Below are 15811 nucleotides of genomic sequence, written 5' to 3' on the forward strand. Positions count from 1 at the left end.
CTGTGTCTATGCGTTCTCGCTTGACAACTATCTGTTCTCGTCTCATTTTCCGTTGGTTGATCGTGTTCTCGAATTCATTCGATCCCCTCGTACTGCTGTTGTAGGTCCTCACCTGTCGAACGGGTGACTGCGATGAGAAAACCGAGGCCCCGTTGGACGTTCGGGTCGCGAAGTGCACGGACGAGTCCGATGATGCCCATCCGTCCCGTCGAGCCGTTCGCACCTTCACCGATTCCGTTCATTAGCGCCTGGATGCCGACGACCGTGTCCGGATTCGCCGTCGTATCTGCAATCTCGCCAAGCGAACTCCCCAACTCACTAACGGACATGATGATATCGTCATCGACCGCGGCGGCGAGCAAGGATACCGTGTTGGCAAGACCGACAAGCGTCTCCAGGTCACCGTCTCTTTCGAGTTGCACAACCCGCTCGAGGCCGTTGGCCAGTTCGCCGGTGTTGTCTTCGACCACCTGATTCAGTCGGTCCTTCTCGCCCGTTATGTCTTTAGCGGCCGTGGTGTCACTGGATGTCGTTGTCCTGTCGAGTAACTTCTCAGTGTGCCCATGCTGGTGAACGAACGTGGCTACCGCCTCGGGATCTGACTTGATGGCATCGATGAGACGCCGTTCGGTCGCTTCTCTCTCGGTGACTGTGTCGTCTGTCATATTCAGAGTAACCCTCGAGCAGTTAGCCAGTAGGATTCGTTGTACGCGAGCTTTGCCAGGTGCACGAACTGTGAGGGTGGCCGGACAACTGGTTCCTCGTCGTAGCCAAACGAGACGAACGTAGCCTTTTCAAGACCGGTTTCGACGAAACAGAGCGTCTTGCCGTCGTATGTCGCTGTTGGCGGCTGACCATGGACCTCACTCCGGATTCTCTCGGCGACGACTCCGGCCTGATAATGTGCAGCGCTCCCGGCTTTGCTTGTCGGGACGTCGGTGATGTCCCCGAGTGCATATACGTGGTCTGCATGTGTCGCCTCGAGCGTGTGCTTGTCGACCTCGATCCACTGGTGGCCGAGCTCTGCTCGCTCGACGAGAGGACCACCAGCGTGTGGCGGTATCGTCACGAGGAGGTCATAATTGAGGGTCCGGCCGTTCCCTGCAACGAGTTGTTTTTCATCTGACTCGGCTGATTCGACTTCGAACGACGTCTCGACTGCGATGTCTCGCTCCTCGAACAGTGGCCTCACCCAGTCAGCGATAGCCTGTTTGCCGTGAACATCTTCGAGTGGGTACGTGTAGGTGATTTCGATGTCGTCCCGATACCCTCGATCGCGGAACCACTCGTCGGCGATAAGAACGAACTCAATCGGTGCTGCGGGGCACATGTGTGGCATTCCAGCGGTACTCGAGACCAGGTGTCCCGACGTGAACGTGGCGAGTTCGTCACGGAGCGCTTCGGCTGCCGTTGCACTATAGAAGTGATGTACACTATCCTCCAGTCCGTCGATCGTCTCCGGAACGAGCCTTGCACCGATCGCGATGACGAGGTAGTCGTACCTGAGCGGTTCACTGCCACTCTCAAATGTGAGCCGTTTCGAGTCAGTATCGATATCCGAGACGTGCTCTAGTCGAACCTCGACCTGTCTGTCGAGTAACTCCTGGTGTGGCCGACGGCTGTTGGCCACTTTTTTCCTATTGAACGCGACGTATAAGAAGAGTGGCTTGTACACGTGTTCGAGGGTATCGGTGACGAGGGCCAATTCGATGTTCCCATCCGCCAGTCCGTCCTCTAACGCTGTTGAGAGTTTGTTCAAGACGACCGTGCCACCAGTTCCACCACCGATGACGACGACTCGTTGAACACCTGTTGGATCCGTCACCATCTGTATCAGGCGAAGAACTGACCGGGTTTTGAGCAATTAGTCATTCGAGTAATCGAAAACCTGTTGCGTTCCATGGTACTGTCCCCCACTCCGAATCTAATAAAGATGGCACAATAATAGCATATGTCCTGAAAATCGGCTTTTCAGATATGCCTCCATTCAGGCCCCTTCTACAGGAGAGCAGGTCAAGTCTCTCGGGATTTGATTCCGATGCGAATCAAATTGGGGCTAACGGTTAATACTCTCCAGGGTGTTCCAGCCAGCATGGAAACAGAGCAAGCGACCTCGTGTAAGTCCTGTGGCGAACCCCTCGAGGCGAGAGCAAGCGCGTGTCTAGAATGCGGGAATGCGCCCAAGCGAGTAGTGAGAAAGCGTGGAGCGTTAGTTCTCTTTGGTGGGGTTCCGTTATTTTTCATTAACCCACCAGTTGGGTTCATTCTGGCCATTACGGGTATTTTCATTGTATTTGGCTCGTGGTTCGTCTCAGCGACGACTCACAGTGCGGCCACACCATCGGAATGACGAATATACAGTAACCAGTGATACGATTCACACACCGACCACGACGCTGTCATACGATAGTATGTACACTGAATTTCACTGGCTAATGAGTTCGGTAAACCTCTAATCGTGCATCTATTTCGCTCATTCCTCCGCAATTAAGCCCTTGCCTGAAGACGCGGAAAGCTTGCACTATATGTCAATAAAGTATAAGCATCTATATTATGAGTTGGCTACCATAGAATTATTCACAGTGAATATCTCACTGTTGATCTTCGAAAAAGATAGTGTATTTTTTCGAGACTATTATCGAACACCGGCCAGTGAATAATAGATGTATTGGTTTGATGGTCGAAACTTGGACATAGACGAAGTGCTCCTTACCTTCGCTGAAACCCATCTCTGCATATATCTGGTGACAATAGATGCACCTTAGTGAAACGCTGCCAACAATTGATGCCGTACTGATGGTTTTGATAACCGAACTATGGCCGATACTCACATTTCTCTCACCTGAACTCGCCAGTCGTATTCAGTTTGGATGGGCAATCACAATTCACATCATTTTTGCGTCGCTCTCTGTCGGACTTGCGCCGTTTCTGGTTTATTTCACCGTCCAAGAAGTTCGAACTGGCGAGCAACGATACGCACGACTCCGAGCGTTCTGGACAAAGATCTTCGCGGTCGGTTTCATCATGGGGACCGTGACCGGCATTCCGATGGGATTTATGTTCGGGACCAATTTCGCCGCGTTTTCCAAGACTGCTGGGGAACTGATTGGGGGCCCGCTCTCATTCGAAGCCAAGATGGCCTTCTTCCTCGAGGCGGTTTTTCTCGGCGTCCTGTTGTTTGGTCGTGAACGGGTGTCAGATCGGTTTTACGCCTTCTCATCGTTTATGGTTGCACTCGGTGCCTGGCTCTCGGCGTTCTGGATCTTGGTCGTCAACTCCTGGATGCAGACACCGCGCGGCTACGAAATCGTAATGGAAGAGGGCGTCCCGATCGCTGAACTCACCGATCCGCTGGCGGCATTTTTCAATCCACGCTTCCCGTGGATGTACGTCCACATGCAGAACGCTGCTGTCATCTCTGTTACGTTGCTAATTGCGGGCATTGCAGCCTATTTCGTCTGGAAGAATCGTGACAGTGATGTTTGGAAAACTGCACTTCGGGTGGCCGTTGTCGTCCTCTTCTTGACGTCGATGTTCCAGGCCGTTCATGGTGACATGTATGGTCGCCACGTTGCCGAAACCCAGCCTCACAAGTTCGCTGCGATGGAGGCGCATTACGAGACAGGAGCTGCGGACTTACACATCGTTGCCATTCCAATGGATTTTGAAGCGATTACTGACCCTCGAGCCGACAACCTTTACACAATAAGCATTCCCCACTTCGCCTCGTTCCTTGCTAGCGGTGGTGATCCGAACGCTGAAGTAATTGGACTCAACGATTTTGAGTACGATTCCCCACCAGTAGCCTGGGTGTTCTGGTCGTTTCGGGCGATGGTTGGACTTGGCTTTTGGTTCATCGCACTCGGTGGCTGGGGGACTTATCGCTTATGGAAGGGAGGTATCGCTCACGATGATCGACTTCTGAAAGCACTAATGATCTCCTCACCGCTTGGTTTTGTTGCCCTGATCACTGGCTGGTACGTCGCCGAAATCGGCCGTCAGCCCTGGATTATTCAAGGTGTCCTCAAAACGTCTGACGGTGTCTCTCCACCATTGACAGGGACTGAAGCAACACTGACACTAATCGCGTTCGTCGTTGGATACATCTTATTAATCGGTGTTTTCCTTCACATATTGAGACGGATTGTCAACGAGGAGGCTCAACGACACGAAGTTGGCATTGACGAGGACGATCAAATCGATTCACCTGGGGTGCCCGCAGATGACTGATATGTTTTCAGACACGGCATACATCCTCGATTCGCTCCCAGAACTGTGGTTCGGACTTGTCGTTTTCTCTCTAGGTGTCTATATCCTGCTCGATGGGTTTGATTTCGGGCTCGGTATCCTGTACGCTGAAGCTGACGAATCAGAACGAGTTCTCATGCTCGCCGCGTTTGGCCCATTGTGGAAAGCAAACGAGGTGTGGCTCGTCCTCTTCGGGACGGTCTTGTTCGCCAGTTTTCCGGCTGTCTATGCCAACATACTCTCACGACATTACTTGTTGGTGTTCGCGATAATATTCGCACTCTCGCTCCGTGGGCTCGGTTCGAAACTCAGGGAGGAACGAGACGACGAGCTGTGGGTTACGTTCTGGGACGGCTGTTTCGTTGCTGGGAGTGCGTTTTCGCCGTTTCTCCTTGGTATGTTTGTCGCTAGCTGGATCCTCGGTGAACAGTCGGCACTCGCGGCGGGTCCGATGGTAGTCGGACTGACTGTCGTGGCGCTTACTGTCGTTCTTGGAAGTGCTTTCCTCGGCGTCAAAACTCGAGAAACTCTTCGTGATAGAGTCGTCAAGCGCGGACAGTTGGCTACAGGGGCTTACGTTCTCTTGTTTGTGACAACGGCAATCGTATTGTTCAGTCAATACCCTGATATACGGGCTGACCTGTTATCTAAATCGACAGCGATGATCGTTCTAGTAACATTGTTCTTCGCCATCGCTAACATTGTTACAACGTTACGAGAACGCTATCATGGGTCTTTCCTAGCGGCATCTGGTCTTGCTGCTACGTTAGTCGTCTTCATTGCGACCTTGTTGTACCCATGGATTGATCCTGCTGCGGGCTTGATGATTAATGATGCCATCGTCTCTCCGCTCCCACTCAATATAACGTCCATATTTGCGGTAATCTTTATACCGATCATCATCGGCTATTTCGTCTTTCTATACTCGTTGTTTAGCGGACCAGCTACTTCGGACCAACATTACAGCTAACATCTCTGGCGAGTCACCAGGCTGCAATGGTTTGTGGTGTTCTGCTGTCTTTCTGTGACTGGTCAATCGCTACGTCTCCGACTAATCCCTCGAAGGTGTCTTCACGATCGTTCCAGCGTTGTACCTCGAGAGCCGGATTTTCACTGAAGGCCGTCGTTTAATGGCTTTCCAATCCTGCACCTATGGTGAAACCGATGGCTAGTATCCGTTTTCGTCCACCAGTTATGGGATGAACAGGCGCAAAACCTCGCCCTTCACAATGTTGCCGATCCAACGCGTAGGGCGAGCAAAGCTAGTCGTTCAACCATTTGGATTGCAGCCCTCAAACGATCTATGCGAGAGAGGGAGTGAAAAAACGCCGTCAGCAGTGGCGTTTCTTCGCTTCTAGTCTCTTTTTCTCCCCAGATTGTCGTTGCCTCGGAATCCATGTTGTCGGATCAACCACCGTCGCTTGGTCGTCCGCGTTGGATCGGCAACTACTATTCAACGCGGGGAGGAAGGCAACGATTGCGGTCGTAGCGATTCACCAGCACCCCGCTACCGAGTCGATTTGGCCGTGGCAAATGATACATGCAACTGTTTAATGTTGCTGACATTCGTTTGCCAAATACCGGAGGAAGTGCCAACAAATTAAACATAACTGCGGGAATTTTTGTTTTTGTAACTCTTGGGGAAAACTTAGATAAATGATGCCAGCACCCCTCTAAGTTGATTGACACCTTGCGACTATACCATGTCTTGGTTGACAAAAACGCACTTTATTCGTCTGGGGGACGGAAATATGACTTACTCCTACAAACATTCATTTCCAAACAGGTATTATATTATAGGTATATTAGAAACAGACAGATAATTTTGACTTACTATTAGTTAGGAAAAGTCACTTTTCCTCCAATTTTGGTTCATCAGATCCGGTCCTTATTGAACTCAATTCATTTCGTAAAAACCACCGATTGCTGTACAAGGCTTGCATTATCTTAATTGCCGAACACAAGATTGAATTGCCTGGAGTGAAGCGTTTTCAGCCACCAGCAGTTTACATATGTAATATAATTATTCCCTCTACTTAGTGTAAAAATCCAACAATAGGTTTGATTAGCTTCGGTGGATAAAACAGAGGGGCGGGTAAAACCTTACATTGAGGACAAGTAATAAAATCGAAATACCTATCAATATGGTAGGTTCAATAAAACTGGTCTGCTATCATCGACCCTGCGGCTGGACACTGCTGGGTATGGCTCGATATCGCTGGCCTTTCGTATCACTCTGCCGAGTTGCCTTCAAAGGGAATATAGCGAGGGTGCACCGACGATTGACCCTCGTTATTTCCTATAAGATACTGCAATCAATAAACATTTTAGTATTAACTACTCTTCAGACTGGGGGAAACGTGTGTCGGCAGGCAAATATAATAGTCTCGATCAGTGGAACCGTCCGAGATCGACTCGGGTGCAATGACAATTGATTCATCACCTACAACTACCAGCTGGACCCAATTTTCAATTTATTATATTTTTCTGTGAGGGATTGTCCTATCAGGCCGGCAATCACCAGCAAATAGTGTCAGTAACTGTCTCACCGACGGTCGTTGAAATCCTTGGTTGCGAGATTGATCTCGATGACGTTCGCCGTTCGCATCACCATCGCTGGAATCTCTTCGTTGAATCGGTCTCCAGAGAGGCGACTCGTGGGCGCGGTCACGCTGACTGCACCTCTAACCCCGCCATCCGGTCCGCGGATTGGTGCACCCACGGCCCGAATGCCGCGCATTTCCTCTTCGTCGTTCTGTGCATACCCCTGTTCTCGGACGGTCTCGAGTGTCCGCTTGAGTTCATCGGGGTCGGTGATCGTATTTGGCGTCGATGCTTGCAGTCCCTTTTGTTTGATAATCTCGTCGACGCGGTACTCCGGAAGTGATGCGAGAATCGCTTTTCCGGCTGAACTGTTGTGAAGTAATTGTGGATCTTCTCGGAGTTGAATGTGGTAGTCGGTCGCGATTGCCTGATCGCCGCGTGATTCGTACAGCGCAATCTCGTGGCCGTCGTCCTCGACGATGAGGTGGGCGTATTCACCACACTCTTCTGCGAAGGCGTCGATTTCGTCTTTGGCAGCCATGTAGACCGGAATGTGGTTGCGGACGTACTCTCCCATCATGACGAAGCGAAGACCCAGTTTGTACTCGTCGCCGTCCTGGGTAACGAAGCCGCTTTCACAGAGTGTTGCAAGGTGGGTGTGAAGGGACCCTTTCGATAGATCAACGTGTGTATCGAGTTCGCGAATCGGTGCACTATCCAGTTCCTTGAGCACCTCGATAATCTCGAATGCCTTCAAAACTGTCTGGATTCGGCGCCCCTCTGACGCAGTCATTGCTGGCCTATCACAGCCACTCGGTTTAATATTTGGGTATATCAAACGACCATGGGCTGTTCTGTGGGCCGATAGTCGACTGACTCTTCGAATCGTCTCGTTCGAACAGCTGACGACTCGAGGGTGTGATTCCGGCTCGAAGGATTGGTCACGTCTCGAGACAGGAATCTGGACCTCCCGTTCATTTCGAACACCCACTGCGAGATACCCTGCTTCGATCCTTCGGATAAAGGGTCTGTGCTTTATTTACCTGGATGGTGTCGATTCTCTATCTCTCATCGGGAATCACCGATGTGAGGTCCCCACACCATGACCCGACATATCCTCGTTCCGGTCGACGGCTCCTCGCATTCGAGTGCTGGCCTTACGTACGCCTTCGTTTCGTTTCCGGACGCCACGTTCACCGCTATTTACGTCATCGATACGGATCGTGATTCGTATCGAAGTGCTGGATCGTCCCAGACGAACGAAGAGCGGTGGCGAGATCAGGGCGAACGGATTCTCGAGGACGCGCTCGAGGTAGCCGACGACGCTGGCGTCGACCTCGAGACGATCCTCGAGCACGGCACCCCGCATTCGACGATCCTCGAGTACATCGTGGACCAGGACGTCGATCACGTTGTAATGGGGAGTCACGGCGAATCACCGATCGTACGGCCGTTTCTCGGGCACGTGAGCGAAGCTGTCGTCAGGCGCGCTTCCGTCTCGACGACGATCGTGCCCGAACCCGACTCGGCCTTACGTGAGCGTGATCTTCCGGGCCGAATCCTCGTTCCCGTGGACGGCTCCGAGCAATCGCTCGCCGCCCTCGAGTACGCGACAACGCTGTTTCCGGACGGCAGATTCACCCTCTTGCACACGATCACGTTCCCCTTCGACACCGAGCCAGGGGCTATCGAAGGCACCTATCTCGAACCGTTGGTCGACGACCTGACCGAGCAAGGTGAAGGAATACTCGAGGACGCGCTCGAGGTCGTCGCTGACGAGTCGCTCGTCGTCGAGACCGAACTCCAGTTTGGTGAACCCGCCCGAACGATCGAGAAGCTGGCCCAGCAGGCGGATTTCGATCAGATTATCATGGGTAGTCACGGGCGGTCGCTTCCCTCGAGGATCATTACCGGTAGTGTCGCCGAAACGGTTTCGAGGCGCGCAACCAACCCGGTGACCTTGGTACGTGGTGCGTTCACCGAGGGTGAGTAACGCTCGAGGATGCGTTCTACCTGGTGGCTGCGCCCCAGTGTCGACCAACGGGGAACAGCCTCGAGTCCGTAGGCCGCAGACACCTTCTGAACCCGGGGTTTATACCACCGCTCGTGGTCGAACCCATGAACCGATATGAACTTCGATGAGTTTACCGGACAGATCCAGCATCGTCTCGAGTTTTCGGGGACTGGGGAAACGGTCCGTGCAATTCGGGCTACACTCATGACGCTCGGCCAGCGAATCCCCGAGGGAGCGGCGAACGACCTTGCGGCGTCGTTACCCATGGAAATCCAGTGGTATATGACCGGTGCTGTCCACGATCACGGTCAGCGATTCGACTGGAAAGAGTTCATCTCGAGAGTCAGCGAAATCGAGCGAACTGATCCAGCGGACGCGGCCTATCACGCACGAGTAATCGTCGACCTCGTTCACACACAGGTCCCGGAGTCCGATTTCCGACAGCTACGCGAACAACTGCCCGAAAGCCAGGACGACGAGAACTGGCGCAAACTGTTCGAAGTCGTCGATGCTGGCGGCTGGGGCGAGGCTGAAGAGGCCCAAACGGGTGGCGGGCCACAATCGTCGTAACGAGAGCCGAGCGTGGGCACATGGAACATCCCCGTTTGTGACCGACACGACTTGCCAATTTGAGGTGAAATTGAAGTGTTCTCGAGCGTTAGTTCAATCGAGACGGTGCGGCGGTAGGTGCGGCGCTTCATTTTACCCAATAGCAAAGTCTGTACAATGTATGTGTTCTAATAGTATACTATTGAAACATTTATGTGACATGCCACGATCAGGTTAGCCTATGATGAGGGACTGGGGTCTCGCAGTAGAAATAATCGACTGGGGCAAACCAATGAGGGGTGGTCGATGACTCGAGACGTAGCACGCCAATTCACGGATTTCGTGACGACGCACAATCGCCTGGTCATCGTCGTCATGATCGTGTTGACGGCTGGTGTTGGCTTTGGTATCGTGCAGGATCAGGGGGACGTCGACGAGGGAATCGACGACGATTCCATGGGGAACACCGACGTCTACGGTGCTCTCGAGTACATCGAAGCTAGCTATGGAGCAGCAGAGAGTGATGCCGATTCTACGGTCACGACGGACGTGTACGTCATCGCCGATGACGGAGACGCACTCGAGCGAGAGGCGCTTTTGACGGCTCTCGAGTATCAAAAACAGGTCCTGGAGTCGGAGACGGTAGACGAGCCACTCGTTGCTGATGGGGTCGACGGCGTCCAAAACCGAGTCGCGATGACACTCCTCGAGGATCCGGACGCGGACCTCGGGGCACAGTACGAAGCGCTCGAGTCAGCCAGCGACGAGGAACTCGGTGCGGCGATAGCTGACGTGCTCGCGAACGAAGAGTTCGCGGCCTTTTACTTGCCGGCCACGGCCGATCCCGGGGAAGCAAACGCCGAGGCATTTCGGATGACGTTCGAATTCGAGGAATCGGCCGGTAATCCGGAAACCGGAAGCCCGGCGTTCGAAATCGAACAGGAACTGTTCGAGACGGCTGAGGCGTACGACTCGCCGGCGATTTACGTCGACGGACAGCCAGTGTGGGCCGAGTTGAACCAACAGCTGTTGAGCGAAATCGCCTGGCTCGTTATCCCCGCGGTCCTTGCCCTATTGCTCGTGATACTCGGTTTCGCCTATCGTGATCTCACCGACGTCGTGATCGGGTTTACCGGCACTGTGGTCGCTCTCATCTGGACGGCTGGCCTCATGGGGTGGATGGGACTGTTGAATCAGACGACGGCTATCATCGCACCCATTCTCGTCGCAGCATTGAGTATCGACTTCGGTTTCCACGTCTTCATGCGATACAGGGAGCGCCGCGGGCCCGAAGATCCGATTCGAGATTCGTTGCGTCGGTCGACGGCCGCTGTAGCGGTCGCGTTCGTCCTCGTCACAGTGACGGCGGCAATCGGATTCCTCTCGAATCAGTTCAGCCCCGTCGCGCTCATCCGTGACCTGGGTGTTGCGATCACGCTTGGCGTGGTTGCGTCGCTGGTCATCTTCACCACGCTGGTTCCCGCATTGAAAGTCAGTGCTGACGGACTCTGGGAACGCTTTGGCTACGACCGACGGAAAACGGCGCTCGGCAAAGGCCGACATCTCAGCGGCGTGCTTGAAATTGGTGTGACACTCGCTCGGCGGGCCCCCGTCGCCGTTATCGCTCTCGTCCTGGTTGCTGGCCTGGCCGGTGGACTGGCGTTCAGCGACCTCGACCGTGAGGCCTGGCAGCAGTTCGACCCCGACGACGTTCCGGACTGGCAGACCGAGCTTCCGGGGCCGATGGCAGTTGAAAGCCACGAGTCACCACTCGTCGAACAGATGGAGTACGTGCAAACGTCGTTCCAGACCGACCAGGAGGGTCTCGCTGCCGGTGGAACTGGCTATACGACGATGCTCGTGACCAGTGACGACGCTGGTGTCGCAACTGCTGAAGGGATGACGGCGCTCGAGCGCGGCCACGAACGTGCAAGCGAGGAGGACGAGACCATCGTTCTCTCGCAGAACGGTGAGGTCCGCGTGATCTCGGTACTCACCGTGATGGAGATGGCGGCTGCCGAAAACGAGTCGTTCGCGGCGACGCTCGAGGCTGCAGACACGAACGACGATGGAGTTCCCGACCGAGATGTCGATGCGGTCTTCGACGAACTCTACGAGGTCGAACCTGAAGCGGCCGATGCGGTCCTCGAGCGAACCGATGACGGGCAGTACGAATCGATGTTGGTGCAGGTGCCGGCAACGCAAACCTATGGGTCTGATCGGGCAGCCGTCATGAACGATATCGCTGGCGATATGGCTGCTGGTTCCGACCTCGAGGTCACAGCCGTTGGACCCGGAACACTCAACGAAGCGGAGATGGGCGAAATCGCAGACGGTATCGTCTGGACGTTATTGCTCGCTCTGGCTGGCGTATTGGTCGCGTTGTCGATCGTTTACCGGCTCGTGCACGGGAGTTTTACCCTCGGTGCGATTACCGTGATTCCCATCGCTTTGGCGCTTGGGTTCGTTTTTGGCGGGATGTATCTCGTCGGTCAGCCGTTGACGATGGTGACTGCATTGCTCGTCAGCATTACGATCGGCCTGGGTATTGACTACAACATTCACCTCAGCGACCGATTTTGCCAGGAACTGGAGCGAGGTCAGGACACCGTTACTGCACTCCGAGAGGCGGTCACTGGCACCGGTGGTGCCTTGCTCGGCAGCGCTATCACCTCTGGCGGTGCGTTCTCGTTACTGATACTCGTCCCCGAGCCACAACTCACGTCGTTCGGCGTCATCGTCGCACTTGCCCTGGGCGTTTCGTTCCTGCTGAGCGTCTTTGTCCTTCCAAGTTTGCTTATTCTGTGGGCACAACGGGCTGAGTATGGTGTCTCGAGTGATTCGTCACCGACGACCGACGGTGGTGGTTGATCATGCTCGAGCCAACCTAACTCCCCAGCCTTCCCTCGACGAACGCCGAGACATCGGCTGCGAACGCCTCGACCTCGTTCCAGTCAGTGAATTCTATGTCGCCGGCCGCATCCGCCTTTGGCATTTCGCTGACGGCTCGTTTGGCGATCTGTTTCATCATCAATCGCTTCAGAAAGCCGTACTTCGAGTATCGTAACGCGCCGCCGAACAGTCCGATTCGGTCGGGGTTCCAGTCGGTTTCCTCGAGGAACCCCTCCACGTATTCTGCTGCTTTTGTCTCACCGGCTTCGTCTGCGGACGATAGCGACACCTGGAAGAACGCAGTCGGCTTCCGCTCGAGGGCCTCACGATGATCGACGACGAATTCTCGAACCGAGGATTGATGCGCGCCAGCGTGAATCGACGCGCCGACGATGACTGCTTCGAAATCATCGATAGACAGTGCTGCCGGAACGTCCCCACCATCCACCAGCCGTACGTCGTGACCACGGTTGTCGATGAGTTCTGCGATTCGAGTGGCAATTTTCGATGTCTGGCCTTCGCCAGTACCATAGAGGACGAGGAACGTTGTCATAGTCGATCTCGAGTGACTTCCACCCCGAGACGGTTAAACGTGTGACACGAACTGCCTCATGCCGTGACATCGCAACGAAATCCCTTTGGATACATGCTCTTCTGATGGTATCACCATTAACAATACTGGAGGCTAACCGCTCCCGAAAAGGAATATCGGTCGATACGTTTATAGTAAATTATATTGAATGTCAGGTTGAATGGACCGACACGAGGAAGCGTTTGTTCGGGGTGAGTCCCCAACAGAATGCACGCCAGGGTTTTTACAATCTCGTTTAGAGCTGATGAAAGGGACTGGGTGTAACCTTCTCGTGACCGGATCCGTCGCTCCTGAAGTGACGTTTCACGCCACGAGAAACCTGTTTGGGGCGGACCAGGCGAAGACTCCACGACAGCGACTCCTCGCGTGTACCGACCTCGAGCCACCGGCAAATCACTATCTGTTGACTGGCTACGAGCAACCGCCCGAGCGAGTCACGACAAGCGGCATCGAACGTGGGGTGACGACCGTCGACTCACCGATCGATCACACGCTCACGTCCCAATCGAGCTGGCTTCGATCGTATCAACGGAATCTCTGTGAGTCGATCGCCGATATCGATGCCAGCGTGGATGGCCTCGAGCCATCGCAGTTCCGTCTGGCCTTTCTGACACTACGCCCTATTCTCGAGAACGACTGTTCGTACGAGGCGGGCCAGTTTTTGCGGGTGGTGACCGACGTCGTCGAGGGCGTTTCCGGAATGGCACACTATCATCTTCCGGTTGCGAACGAATCGCCGTTGGTCGAGGAGTGTATCGACCACTTCGACGTACAGATTCAACTTCGGAATCCTGACGGTGGGTCAGCCGAAACCCGATGGCGGTTTCCAGACGCGGATACGATCACACCATGGCACAAACTATGAGGGGGAAACATGAGTAACCAGTTCAATCACCCGGAGATTCGTGGACGGGGGGCGAAAATCGACCTGTGGGACCCGATCGAACGGTCCTCGATGGGGTTTACCGTTCCCGACCCGGTATCCCTCGAGCCAGTCGATCCCGAGGCGATGGCGTTCCCCGTCGATGCTGCTGTCGAATTTCAGACCGCAGAGATCCAATGCGATGGGTTACACGACGTGCACGTCTGGACGCTGAACGGCGACTTTGTCGCAGAATCGACCAACGGCGACCCGCTGTTTCTCCCACCCGGTGAGTATATCTTCGATATCACCGGCCCGATCAAGACGTATTTCCAGGTCGGGACGACTCTCCAGGTCGTATCGAACGAGGCCGAAACGTCGATTTTCTTCGGTGGGACGAACACCGTCACGCTCGGCGTCCGCTCGTTTCACACTCATCCAGCCGGTGAGATTCCGGTCAGTGACGACCCCTATTCGTTGCTCGAGGCGATTCCCTTCCTCGCCTCCTCGCTGAAAACGCTCTCCCCCGAACGGTCGTTCCCCACGTTTCGTGGTCATCCACCCCAACTCGTGCGAACCGAGGACGAGGCCGAACTCGAGAACGCGACGGCGGGATTGGAAAAACCCGATACCGACATTTATCTCGAGGTGCCGCCGGACTTTCAACATCTGTACCCCATTGCGCCGTTAGCGTTCTATCTCGGGGCTGACGTGTTGCCCAGTCGAACGCCACAGTTGCGAACGCCATCGAAACGGACGCCGTTTTCCAGTATCGACGAGCCCTACGACAGTGCGGTTTCACAGTTACTCCAGCAGGTTTTCTTCCTCGATTGTATTACCCGAACTGAGGGGTACTTCCAGGTACCGCTCCACGAACGAGAGGAGTTTGAACGGGCGCTCGCCGGCCACGATGCGGGTCCGGACGCGCTCGATTTCGCCGCGTTGTACGAGGCACCGATTGCCGAACGCATCGAGCGCTATCTCGAGGTTCCCTTCGAGGCGTTCGAACACCTGTTGCCGGAGTGGAGACTCACCGCAGACGTCCAGCCGGACGCTGACTACCTCGAGAGTTTGCCGTTTTTGGTCGCTGACCTCGCGACGATTCGGTGTCCCGATCCAACACCTGTCGAGAACGTTCGTGAAACACCTCAGCCACTACAGGATTTCTTCAGGGATGGATCGCTCGAGCACCCGAACATGGAGTTCATCGATACACCGCGAGCGGATTCGCTCGAGCAGACCTTCGTCGGCGATTCCAACCCGCTCGATGCCTCGAAGGCGACGCTCGAGTCGTTCGAATCGAGGTTCGACCGCTCGTTGAAACAACCCGAGGACATGGAGGTGGTTGTCGTCGTGAACAACGAGGAAATGAGCGCCGAGGGTGATATCGTCTCGGACGCCTATCGCCGGTTCGAAGAGACCGGGGCGAGTGTGCGTTTTGTCGAGGATATCACCAGCGATCGGTTACGTTCCATCTTCCAGTCGAATCTGGATTTCGTCCACTACATCGGGCACGTCGATGGTCGCGGCCTCGAGTGTGCCGATTCGTATTTCGATGCGACTGATTGCGGGGACTATGACGTTGATGCGTTTATTTTGAACAGTTGTCAGTCGTATTCACAGGGTGAAGCGCTAATTCAGGGCGGATGTATTGGTGGAGTTGTGACAGCGTCACCTGTATTAAATGAACCTGCCGTCGAGATCGGTGGTACCTTCGCACGGTTGCTGTCTGATGGTTTTTCGCTTCGAGCAGCGACAAACATCGCCACTGAAGAGCGATTAATCGGCAATCAGTATCTGGTGATCGGAGATGGTGAGGTACGGATTGTGGATGGAGAGGACGCCACACCAAACGTTTGTTCAATCATGGAGCGTGGTGATGGCCTCTATGACATTGAGATTGAAACGTACCCCAATAATACGCTGGATATGGGTTGTCTCTTCACACCGTATATACCTGGTGTGAATAAAAGATATCTAACCTCGGGGAGCATCAAAGATATTGTTATAGACAAATCTGATTTACAAAACTATCTAACAATGAGCGATATGCCTGTGAAATATGCCGGTGAACTTCTATGGAGTTCGACGTTACTCGAGCGTTTGTGAA

At 54.2% G+C, this 15811-nt stretch carries 11 protein-coding genes; 7 read left to right on the plus strand and 4 right to left on the minus strand.

The genetic code is table 11. The features are described from left to right. Positions 1-74: 74 nt before the first annotated feature. Complete coding sequence (locus tag NLK60_RS18515; protein WP_254811066.1) at positions 75-665, minus strand: helical membrane plugin domain-containing protein; 591 nt, start codon at positions 663-665, stop codon at positions 75-77. A gap of 2 nt (positions 666-667) precedes the next feature. Then, complete coding sequence (locus tag NLK60_RS18520; RefSeq protein WP_254811067.1) at positions 668-1828, minus strand: NAD(P)/FAD-dependent oxidoreductase; 1161 nt, start codon at positions 1826-1828, stop codon at positions 668-670. 968 nt (positions 1829-2796) lie between these two features. Between NLK60_RS18520 and NLK60_RS18525 the strand changes: the two genes are divergently transcribed. After that, positions 2797-4230: a cytochrome ubiquinol oxidase subunit I gene (locus tag NLK60_RS18525; RefSeq protein WP_254811106.1), complete on the plus strand. Its 1434-nt coding sequence runs from the start codon at positions 2797-2799 to the stop codon at positions 4228-4230. Then, positions 4223-5218, plus strand: coding sequence for a cytochrome d ubiquinol oxidase subunit II (locus NLK60_RS18530; RefSeq protein ID WP_254811068.1), 996 nt, complete (start codon positions 4223-4225; stop codon positions 5216-5218). Before NLK60_RS18525 ends, NLK60_RS18530 begins: the two co-directional genes overlap by 8 nt. A gap of 1575 nt (positions 5219-6793) precedes the next feature. Here NLK60_RS18530 and NLK60_RS18535 read toward each other — a convergent pair. After that, on the minus strand, positions 6794-7585 hold the full coding sequence (locus tag NLK60_RS18535) for an IclR family transcriptional regulator (protein WP_254811069.1): 792 nt from the start codon (positions 7583-7585) through the stop codon (positions 6794-6796). Positions 7586-7894: 309 nt separating this feature from the next. On the opposite strand from NLK60_RS18535, the gene NLK60_RS18540 reads away from it, so the two are divergent. The 3 genes from NLK60_RS18540 (at position 7895) to NLK60_RS18550 (ending at position 12226) form a co-directional block, all read left to right on the plus strand. After that, the gene (locus NLK60_RS18540; RefSeq protein ID WP_254811070.1) at positions 7895-8785 is read left to right on the plus strand and encodes a universal stress protein; all 891 of its coding nucleotides are present in this window, start codon (positions 7895-7897) and stop codon (positions 8783-8785) included. 135 nt (positions 8786-8920) lie between these two features. Then, positions 8921-9376 carry a DUF2267 domain-containing protein gene (locus NLK60_RS18545; RefSeq protein WP_254811071.1) on the plus strand — a complete coding sequence of 152 codons (456 nt, stop codon included), beginning with the start codon at positions 8921-8923 and terminating at the stop codon, positions 9374-9376. A gap of 285 nt (positions 9377-9661) precedes the next feature. Further along, on the plus strand, positions 9662-12226 hold the full coding sequence (locus NLK60_RS18550) for an efflux RND transporter permease subunit (RefSeq protein WP_254811072.1): 2565 nt from the start codon (positions 9662-9664) through the stop codon (positions 12224-12226). 16 nt (positions 12227-12242) lie between these two features. On the opposite strand, the gene NLK60_RS18555 is transcribed toward NLK60_RS18550, so the two are convergent. Beyond that, complete coding sequence (locus tag NLK60_RS18555) at positions 12243-12800, minus strand: flavodoxin domain-containing protein (protein WP_254811073.1); 558 nt, start codon at positions 12798-12800, stop codon at positions 12243-12245. A gap of 283 nt (positions 12801-13083) precedes the next feature. Between NLK60_RS18555 and NLK60_RS18560 the strand changes: the two genes are divergently transcribed. Both NLK60_RS18560 and NLK60_RS18565 read left to right on the plus strand, forming a co-directional pair. After that, positions 13084-13704, plus strand: coding sequence for a DUF7504 family protein (locus NLK60_RS18560; RefSeq protein WP_425499106.1), 621 nt, complete (start codon positions 13084-13086; stop codon positions 13702-13704). A 9-nt stretch (positions 13705-13713) separates the two neighbouring features. Continuing rightward, on the plus strand, positions 13714-15810 hold the full coding sequence (locus NLK60_RS18565; RefSeq protein ID WP_254811075.1) for a hypothetical protein: 2097 nt from the start codon (positions 13714-13716) through the stop codon (positions 15808-15810). Position 15811 lies beyond the last annotated feature (1 nt).

Source organism: Natronosalvus amylolyticus (genome assembly GCF_024298845.1).
GTDB lineage: Archaea > Halobacteriota > Halobacteria > Halobacteriales > Natrialbaceae > Natronosalvus > Natronosalvus amylolyticus.

What these genes read in the sequence shown, in the direction of transcription:
- NLK60_RS18525 (WP_254811106.1), top strand. Translation starts at nt 2,797, where the DNA reads ATGGTTTTGATAACCGAACTATGGCCGATACTCACATTTCTCTCACCT.
- NLK60_RS18555 (WP_254811073.1), bottom strand. Translation starts at nt 12,800, where the DNA reads ATGACAACGTTCCTCGTCCTCTATGGTACTGGCGAAGGCCAGACATCG.
- NLK60_RS18530 (WP_254811068.1), top strand. Translation starts at nt 4,223, where the DNA reads ATGACTGATATGTTTTCAGACACGGCATACATCCTCGATTCGCTCCCA.
- NLK60_RS18520 (WP_254811067.1), bottom strand. Translation starts at nt 1,828, where the DNA reads ATGGTGACGGATCCAACAGGTGTTCAACGAGTCGTCGTCATCGGTGGT.
- NLK60_RS18515 (WP_254811066.1), bottom strand. Translation starts at nt 665, where the DNA reads ATGACAGACGACACAGTCACCGAGAGAGAAGCGACCGAACGGCGTCTC.
- NLK60_RS18540 (WP_254811070.1), top strand. Translation starts at nt 7,895, where the DNA reads ATGACCCGACATATCCTCGTTCCGGTCGACGGCTCCTCGCATTCGAGT.
- NLK60_RS18535 (WP_254811069.1), bottom strand. Translation starts at nt 7,585, where the DNA reads ATGACTGCGTCAGAGGGGCGCCGAATCCAGACAGTTTTGAAGGCATTC.
- NLK60_RS18550 (WP_254811072.1), top strand. Translation starts at nt 9,662, where the DNA reads ATGACTCGAGACGTAGCACGCCAATTCACGGATTTCGTGACGACGCAC.
- NLK60_RS18545 (WP_254811071.1), top strand. Translation starts at nt 8,921, where the DNA reads ATGAACTTCGATGAGTTTACCGGACAGATCCAGCATCGTCTCGAGTTT.
- NLK60_RS18565 (WP_254811075.1), top strand. Translation starts at nt 13,714, where the DNA reads ATGAGTAACCAGTTCAATCACCCGGAGATTCGTGGACGGGGGGCGAAA.
- NLK60_RS18560 (WP_425499106.1), top strand. Translation starts at nt 13,084, where the DNA reads ATGAAAGGGACTGGGTGTAACCTTCTCGTGACCGGATCCGTCGCTCCT.